The 7,402-nt window shown below is 73.1% G+C and carries 6 protein-coding genes; 5 read left to right on the top strand and 1 reads right to left on the bottom strand.

Going from position 1 to position 7,402, the window contains the following annotated elements:
* The 4 genes from ACTWQH_RS22315 to ACTWQH_RS22300 form a co-directional block, all read left to right on the top strand.
* Positions 1–1,940 (top strand): glycoside hydrolase family 127 protein (locus tag ACTWQH_RS22315; protein ID WP_443288455.1); only part of this gene is annotated, 1,940 nt, incomplete at its 5' end.
* 28 nt (positions 1,941–1,968) lie between these two features.
* The gene (locus tag ACTWQH_RS22310) at positions 1,969–3,246 is read left to right on the top strand and encodes an ABC transporter substrate-binding protein (RefSeq protein WP_443288454.1); all 1,278 of its coding nucleotides are present in this window, start codon (positions 1,969–1,971) and stop codon (positions 3,244–3,246) included.
* Positions 3,243–4,160 (top strand): carbohydrate ABC transporter permease, encoded by a 918-nt coding sequence (locus ACTWQH_RS22305; protein WP_443288453.1) that lies wholly within the window; start codon positions 3,243–3,245, stop codon positions 4,158–4,160. Before ACTWQH_RS22310 ends, ACTWQH_RS22305 begins: the two co-directional genes overlap by 4 nt.
* The gene (locus ACTWQH_RS22300; RefSeq protein WP_443288452.1) at positions 4,157–4,993 is read left to right on the top strand and encodes a carbohydrate ABC transporter permease; all 837 of its coding nucleotides are present in this window, start codon (positions 4,157–4,159) and stop codon (positions 4,991–4,993) included. Before ACTWQH_RS22305 ends, ACTWQH_RS22300 begins: the two co-directional genes overlap by 4 nt.
* On the opposite strand, the gene ACTWQH_RS22295 is transcribed toward ACTWQH_RS22300, so the two are convergent.
* Entirely contained in the window at positions 4,974–5,570 is a 597-nt protein-coding gene (locus ACTWQH_RS22295; RefSeq protein WP_443288451.1) for a DoxX family protein, read from the bottom strand. The two genes, ACTWQH_RS22300 and ACTWQH_RS22295, sit on opposite strands and share 20 nt — an antisense overlap.
* 293 nt (positions 5,571–5,863) lie before the next feature.
* Here ACTWQH_RS22295 and ACTWQH_RS22290 point away from each other — a divergent pair, with 293 nt between their 5' ends.
* Positions 5,864–7,321 (top strand): arylsulfotransferase family protein, encoded by a 1,458-nt coding sequence (locus tag ACTWQH_RS22290; protein WP_443288450.1) that lies wholly within the window; start codon positions 5,864–5,866, stop codon positions 7,319–7,321.
* Positions 7,322–7,402 lie beyond the last annotated feature (81 nt).

The raw sequence follows: 7,402 nt of genomic DNA, 5'->3' as shown, positions 1-7,402 counted from the left end.
CGGTCCGGCCGGGTGACCGCGCGCGGGTCGCGCTGCGCCCGCCGGTGACCGCCCGCGTCACCGGCGGCTTCTGGCACGAGCGGCGGCGGGTCAACGCCGAGGCGAGCCTCCCCCTGGGCCGCGCCCGGCTGGAGGCCGACGGGAACCTGCACAACCTCCGGCTGGCCGCCGGGACGGCGACCGGCGCGTACCGGGGCACCCTGACCTTCCTCGACAGCGACGTGACCAAGTGGCTGGAGGCCGCGTCCTGGCAGCTCGCCGACCCCGGCACCGACCTGGGCGTGCACGAGGTGATCGGCCTGCTCGCCCGCGCGCAGCGGGACGACGGCTACCTCCACAGCTGGTACCAGGTCCTCGCCCCCGAGGGGCGCTTCGCCGAGCTGGACCGCAGCCACGAGCTGTTCTGCGCAGGCCACCTCATCCAGGCCGCCGTCGCGCACCGCCGCAGCACCGGGCGCGGCGAGCTGCTCGCCGTCGCCCGCCGCCTCGCCGACCACATCGACGCCGCGTTCGGCCCGGACGGGCCGCTCGACGGCGTCTGCGGGCACCCCGGGGTGGAGACGGCGCTGGTGGAGCTCTACCGCGAGACCGGGGAACGCCGCTACCTGGAGCTGGCGGCGTACTTCCTCGACCGGCGCGGCCACGGCCTGGTGGGCCCGGGCCCGCTGGGCGGGGCGTACTGCCAGGACCTGGTCCCGGTGCGCGAGGCGCGGACGGTCACCGGGCACGCCGTGCGCCAGCTCTACCTGCTGGCCGGCGCCACCGACCTGGCCGCCGAGACCGGCGAGGAGCGGCTGGGCGCGGCGGCGGAGCGGCTGTGGGAGGCCATGACCGCCGCCAAGACCCACATCACCGGCGGCCTGGGCGCCCACCACAGGGAGGAGGGCTTCGGCGACCCCTACGAGCTGCCCACCGAGCGGGCGTACAGCGAGACCTGCGCCGCCGTCGCCTCGATCCAGTGGAGCTGGCGGCTGGCCCTGCTGACGGGCAGGGCCCGCTACTCGGACCTGATCGAGCGGACGCTGTACAACGCCCTCCTCGCCGGCGTCTCGCTCGACGGCCGCCGCTGGCTGTACGTCAACCCCCTCCAGGTGCGCGACGGCTACGAGGACCACGGCGGGGACCAGTCGGCCCGTCGCGCGCCGTGGTTCTCCTGCGCCTGCTGCCCGTCCAACGTGATGCGGCTGCTGGCGAGCCTGCCCCACTACCTGGCCAGCACCGACGCGGACGGCCTCCAGCTCCACCAGTACGCCACCGGCTCCTTCGGCGGCCTCGCCGGCGACGCGCCGGTCGCGGTCCGGGTGGAGACCGACTACCCGTGGCAGGGCCGGATCGCGGTCACCATCGAGGAGACGGCGGAGCCGGGCCGGGGCCCGGGCGCGTGGACGCTGTCGCTGCGCGTGCCGCAGTGGTGCCGTCGCCACACGGTGACGCCCGGGGCGTGGGAGCGCCCGGCGGAGGACGGCTGGCTGCGGATCCGCCGCGCCTGGCGGCCCGGCGACACCGTCGTCCTGGACCTGGAGATGGAGCCGCGGCTCACCGAGGCCGACCCGCGCGTCGACGCCGTCCGCGGCTGCGTGGCCGTCGAGCGCGGCCCGCTCGTCCACTGCGCGGAGCAGGCGGACCAGCCCGGCGCCCCCGGCCTGGGCCTGGACGACCTCGTCATCGACCCCGCCGCCGGGCTGACCGCCCGTCACCGCCCCGGCCTGCTCGGCGGCGTCACCACCGTGGTCGCCTCCGGCCTGCTGCGGCCCCGCCCCGCCGGGCGCGGCTGGTGGCCGTACCGCACGGTCAACGGTCACGACGGCGGCGGCGATGCCGGCGGCGACCCCGGCGGCGGCCGCGACCGGCTCTCGGCGTTCGAGCTGACCACCGTCCCCTACTACGCCTGGGGCAACCGCGAGGAGGGCGGCATGCGCGTCTGGCTCCCCACCCGATGACACCCCCGCAACCCCGGATGGAGATCACATGAGATGGACAACCACGGCGACCGGGTCCAGGGCCCTGGCCGCGCTGCTGACCGCCGTCGCCCTCGCCGTCACCGCCTGCGGCCACGCCTCCGAGGCGGAGGCCGAGCCGGAGACCCTCACCCTGTGGGCGCGCGACCAGCAGAAGGGATTCATCAACGCCGTCGCGGACGCCTGGAACGAGGACCACGACACCCAGGTGAAGGTGGCCATCGTCCCGACCGGCGACTTCGTCCAGAAGTTCGGCACCGCGGAGGCGACGGGCACCGGGCCCGACATCGCCTCCATCGATCTCGTCTTCCTGCCCTACTTCGCCTCCACCGGCGTTCTGAAGGACATCACCGACCAGGCCGCCGGGCTGCCGTACGCCGACAGCATGAGCCCCTCCCACCGCAGGCTCGCCACCTACCAGGACCGCACCTACGCCCTGCCGTTCAACGCCGACGCGTCCGTCCTCTTCTACAACAAGGACCTCTTCCGCCGGGCCGGCCTCGACCCGGACGACCCGCCGTCGACCTACGACGAGATCGTCACGGCCGCCAGGCGGATCAGCGAACTCGGCGAGGACGTGCACGGCTACGTCGTCGCCGGCCAGTGCGGCGGCTGCAACGTGTTCGAGTTCACCCCGCACGTGTGGGCCAGCGGCGGCGACATGCTCTCCGAGGACGGCTCCAAGGCCCGCTTCGACTCGCCCGAGGTCACCGAAGCCCTCGACTTCTACCGGCAGATGTGGACCGACGGCTCCATGCCGCAGCAGTCCAGGACCGACAACGGCACCTTCCAGCCCAGCGCCTTCCTCAGCGGCAAGGTCGGCATGATCCCCCTCGGGGCGTACTTCGTACAGCCCGTCGTCGACTCCGGGATCGACTTCGGTCTCGCCCCGCTGCCCGGCAAGGACGGCGGCTCGTCCTCCTTCGCGGGCGGCGACGAGCTCGCCATCACCGAGGACGCGGAGAACCCGGAGGAGGCGTGGGAGTTCCTGCGCTGGGCCACCGGCCGGGAGGCGCAGACGATCATGGCCGAGAAGGGCGTCATCCCGGTGCGCACCGACCTGATCGACGAGATCTACACGCCGCTCGATCCCCGCAACCAGGTGCTGGCCGACGCCATGGAGCGCGGCCGCACGCCCTACAGCACGGTCTTCAACGACCTCTTCAACGACGACAACGGCCCCTGGGTCAACATGATCAACGAGGCCACCTTCGGCGGCGACGTCGCGGCGGCGCAGGAGACGGGCCAGGAGGAGGCCCAGGCCATCATCGACGACGCACCGCAATGACCGGAGCGACCGGAGCGACCCGAGTGACCGGGCTGCGCGTCCGGCGCTGGGTGGCCGGGGCCGCCATGACGGCCCCGGCCCTGGCGATGATCGCGGTCTTCTTCGCCATCCCGCTCGCCATGATGCTGTGGATGTCGCTCCACGACTGGCCCCTGCTGGGCGAGCGCAGCTTCACGGGCCTGGAGAACTACCGCGACGCCCTGGACGACACCGAGTTCCGCGAGGCCGTGGGCTTCACCATCCGCTACACCCTCCTGACGACCGTGGTGCTGTTCGTCCTCGGGCTCGCGCTGGCGCTGCTGGTCCGGCGCCCCCGCCGCGGCGCCCGCTTCTTCCAGGCCGTCTACTTCGCGCCGGTCGTGATCGGCCTCGCCTCGGGGGGGTACCTGTGGCTGTTCATGTTCCAGTCCGATCTCGGCCCCGCCGGCGACCTCGCCGACCGGCTCGGCCTGGCCGACCGCACCACCAACTGGTTCGGCGACACGACCTCGGCGCTGCTCGTGGTGGTCGCGATGGTCACCTGGAAGGTCGTCGGCCTCCAGATGCTCCTGCTGCTGTCCGGGCTCCAGTCGATCCCGGCCGACATCGAGGAGGCCGCCATCGTCGACGGCGCCGGCCGGTGGCAGCGCCTGCGGTACGTCACCCTGCCGCTGCTGCGCCCCACGCTCGCGCTTGTCCTGGTGTTCTCCGTCGCCGGGTCGCTGCTCGCCTTCGACCAGTTCTTCATCATGACCGGCGGCGGGCCCTCCAACTCCACCATCACCGCCGTCTTCCAGATCTACCGCACGTCGTTCATCGCCTTCGACCTGGGCTACGGCGCCGCGCTCTCGGCCCTGCTGATGGTCGCGCTCGTCGCGGTCACCGCGGTGCAGATGCTGCTGCTGCGCTCCTCCGACCAGTGGGGTGAGGAGTGAACGCGCTGCCGAGGGCCGCCTGGTGGACCGTCTGCTGCTGCCTGGCCGTCCTCTTCCTCTACCCGCTGTACGTGATGGTCTCCCAGAGCCTGAAGTCCCCCACCGAGGCCGCCGCCGCGCCGCCCACCGCCTACCCGCACGAGCTGTCCCTGGAGAACTTCCGGGACCTGAGCGGCGAGGGCGGGGTCGACGTGCTGGGCACGGCCCGCAACAGCGTGATGGTGTCGCTGGGCACCACGGCGGCGGTCGTGGTGCTGAGCATCTTCGCGGGCTACGCCTTCGCCCGGCTGCGCTTCCCCGGCAGCAACCTCCTCTTCTTCGCCGCCCTCGCCACCTTCATGGTCCCCTTCCAGGCGATCATCACCCCGCTCTACCTGCACCTGAACAACCTCGGGCTGCTGAACTCCCTCCTCGGGCTGACCGCCGTGTACACCACCCTCCAGCTCCCGTTCGGCCTGTTCCTGATGCGTAACTCCTTCGCCGCGGTGCCGCGCAGCCTGGAGGAGGCGGCGTTGATCGACGGCTGCGGGACCGTGCGGGCGATGGCCCGGGTTTCCCTGCCCGTCGCCGTGCCGGGCGTCATCACCACGGCGCTGCTGACCTTCTTCACCACCTGGAACGACTTCTTCGCGGCGCTGATCCTCATCTCCGACCAGGAGAGGTTCACCCTTCCCGTCAGCCTCAGCATCATCACCAGAAGCGGGGCGCTGGGCAGCGTCGACTGGGGCATCCTCCAGGCCGGGGTGGCGGTGACGATCGTGCCCTGCGTCCTGATCTACCTGCTGCTGGAGAAGTACTACGTCGGCGGGCTCCTCAGCGGGGCGGTGCGGTAAGGGGCTCGGCCTCGTCGGCGAAGTCGGTGGTGCCGGGGACGTCGGCGGCGAGAGCCCGGTCGCGGCGGCGCAGCACCGCGGCGGTGACGGCGGCGGTCCCGCCGAAGCAGACGACCCTGACGAGCGGCCGGTTCAGCCGGTCGCCCAGCGCGCGGTCCACGGCGTACCGGCCGGGCCCGAGCACGCCGATCGCGGCGGCGGCGCCGCCCAGCACGCCCGACAGCTCCCAGCCGCCGTTGACGTTGAAGAACCCGTTGCTGGCATGGGTGGCCCCGGCCGCGGTCATGCTCCCGGCCGCCGCGGCCCCGCCCAGCGGCGTCGCCAGGCCGAGCGCGAGCAGCGCGCCCCCGCCCGCCTGCGAGAGGCCGGACATCAGCGCGGCCGGCCGCCCGGGCCGGAACCCCATCCGCTCCATCCCCTTCGCCGTGCCCTCAAGCCCGCCCCCGCCGAACCAGCCGAAGAGCTGCTGCGCCCCGTGGGCGGCGAACACCGCGCCGAGCCCGAGGCGCAGCAGCAGCACCTCGGCGTCGAGACGGGCGGATCCCCGGGCGCGGCGGCGGCGTCGGCAGCGGAACATCGGACCTCTCTGCTCTCTCGGTGGCGGCCGGCGGTTTCTCCCCCAGCCTCCGGCCGCCCACGCCGCGGCGCGACCCCGGCTGGGCCGTACGGGTGCGCCGCCGACCTCCTACGACGGCATCCCGCAGCAGGGCTTCACCAGCGAGGCGGCCATCGACAAACTCACCGCGCAGGGCGTGCCGCCGGAGACCCTTCGGCAGCTCGGCGGATACGGCCGGATCTGGGCCTACCGGTGCGACTGGGACGCCTGAGAATGTCATGGACACGCAAGCCCTGAAGGGACGGAGGCCGCCCATGACCACCACCCGTCTCCGGATGGCCAGGCGCGGCGCCGCCGTGCTCGGCGCCGTCGTGCTCGGCGTGCCGCTCGCCGTGGCCTCCGCCTCCGCCTCCGCCCCGGCCTCCGCGTCCGCCACCGGCCCGCACACCGGCGTTCTCTCGCGCCCGGACATCGCGCTCCAGGCGCCGGCCCTGACCACGACCGCCACCGGCCAGGAGGATCCCGGCCTGCTGCTGACCACGCCGGGGACGGGCGCCGACGGGTCGGGGGCGGCCATCTACGACAACAACGGGGACCTCGTGTGGTGGCGCGAGGGGCGGTACACCAACCTGGCGCAGGTCACCTACCAGGGGGAGCCCGCGCTGAGCGTGTTCCTGAACACCGACCTCGGGGGCGAGTTCCTGCTGCTGGACTCCTCCTACAGCGAGATCGCCTCGCTCAGCCTCCAGGGCGGCTACCTCACGGACGTGCACGACCTCCAGATCAGCCCGGACGGCTCGCGGGCGCTGCTGATGGGCTACGACACCGTCCCCTACGACCTGAGCGAGTACGGCGGTCCCGCGGACGGCCAGGTCGTGGACGCGGTCATCCAGGAGCAGGACCTCACGACCGGCGAGGTCACCTTCGAGTGGCACGCGCTGGACCACATCCCCCTGGAGGAGACCCACGAGCCGCTGACGACCGGAACCGTCGACTACGTGCACGTCAACTCGATGGACTACGACGCGGACGGCGACCTGCTGCTGAGCGGCCGGCACACCAGCACCGTCTACAAGGTCGACATCGACACGGGCGGGATCGTGTGGCGCTTCGGCGGGGAGAACAGCGACTTCACCTTCCCCGGCGCCGCGGACAGGCCGAGCTACCAGCACGACGCGCGGCGGCTGTCGGACGGGCGGCTGTCCGTGTTCGACAACGGGAACCGTCACGAACCGCCGCACTCGCGAGGCGCGGTGTACGAGATCGACGAGCAGGCCATGACCGCCCGGCTGACCCAGGATCTCCAGCCCGGGGAGCAGGTGTTCGGCAGCTTCCTCGGCTCCAACCGGGAGCTGGCCAACGGCGACCAGCTCGTCTCCTACGGCAACACCGGCCGGATGGTGGAGTTCAGCGGCACCGAGCCGGTCTTCGAGGCGAGCTTCCCGCAGGGGACCTTCACCTACCGGGCCGAACGCGCCACCGACTGGGCGGCCACGCCGGCGGCGCCGCCCGACGTCGCCGTCGGCGAGGCGGCCGGCGGCGACGGCAGCCGGGAGGTCGCGATGAGCTGGAACGGGGCGACGGAGGTCGAGAGCTGGCGCATCGAGGCGGGGCCCTCGGCCGGCGAGCTCGACGTGCTGGAGACGGTCGACAGGACCGGGTTCGAGACCCGCGCGGAGGTCGACGCGCCCGACGGGGCGGAGGTGTACCGGGTCAGCGCGCTGGACGCGGACGGCCGGGTGCTGGGCTCCGCCGACGAGATCCACCGGTGAGATCCACCGGTGAGTCCCACCGATGAGTTCCGCGCGCTCCCCTGGTCTGACGGGATACGAGGACACGGAGTCCCGCAGACC

This window comes from Streptomyces sp. 6N223, from assembly GCF_052246635.1.
In the GTDB taxonomy this organism is placed as follows: domain Bacteria; phylum Actinomycetota; class Actinomycetes; order Streptomycetales; family Streptomycetaceae; genus Streptomyces.
Note: the sequence above shows the minus strand (reverse complement) of the source record. Positions and strands in the feature narration are given on the sequence as shown.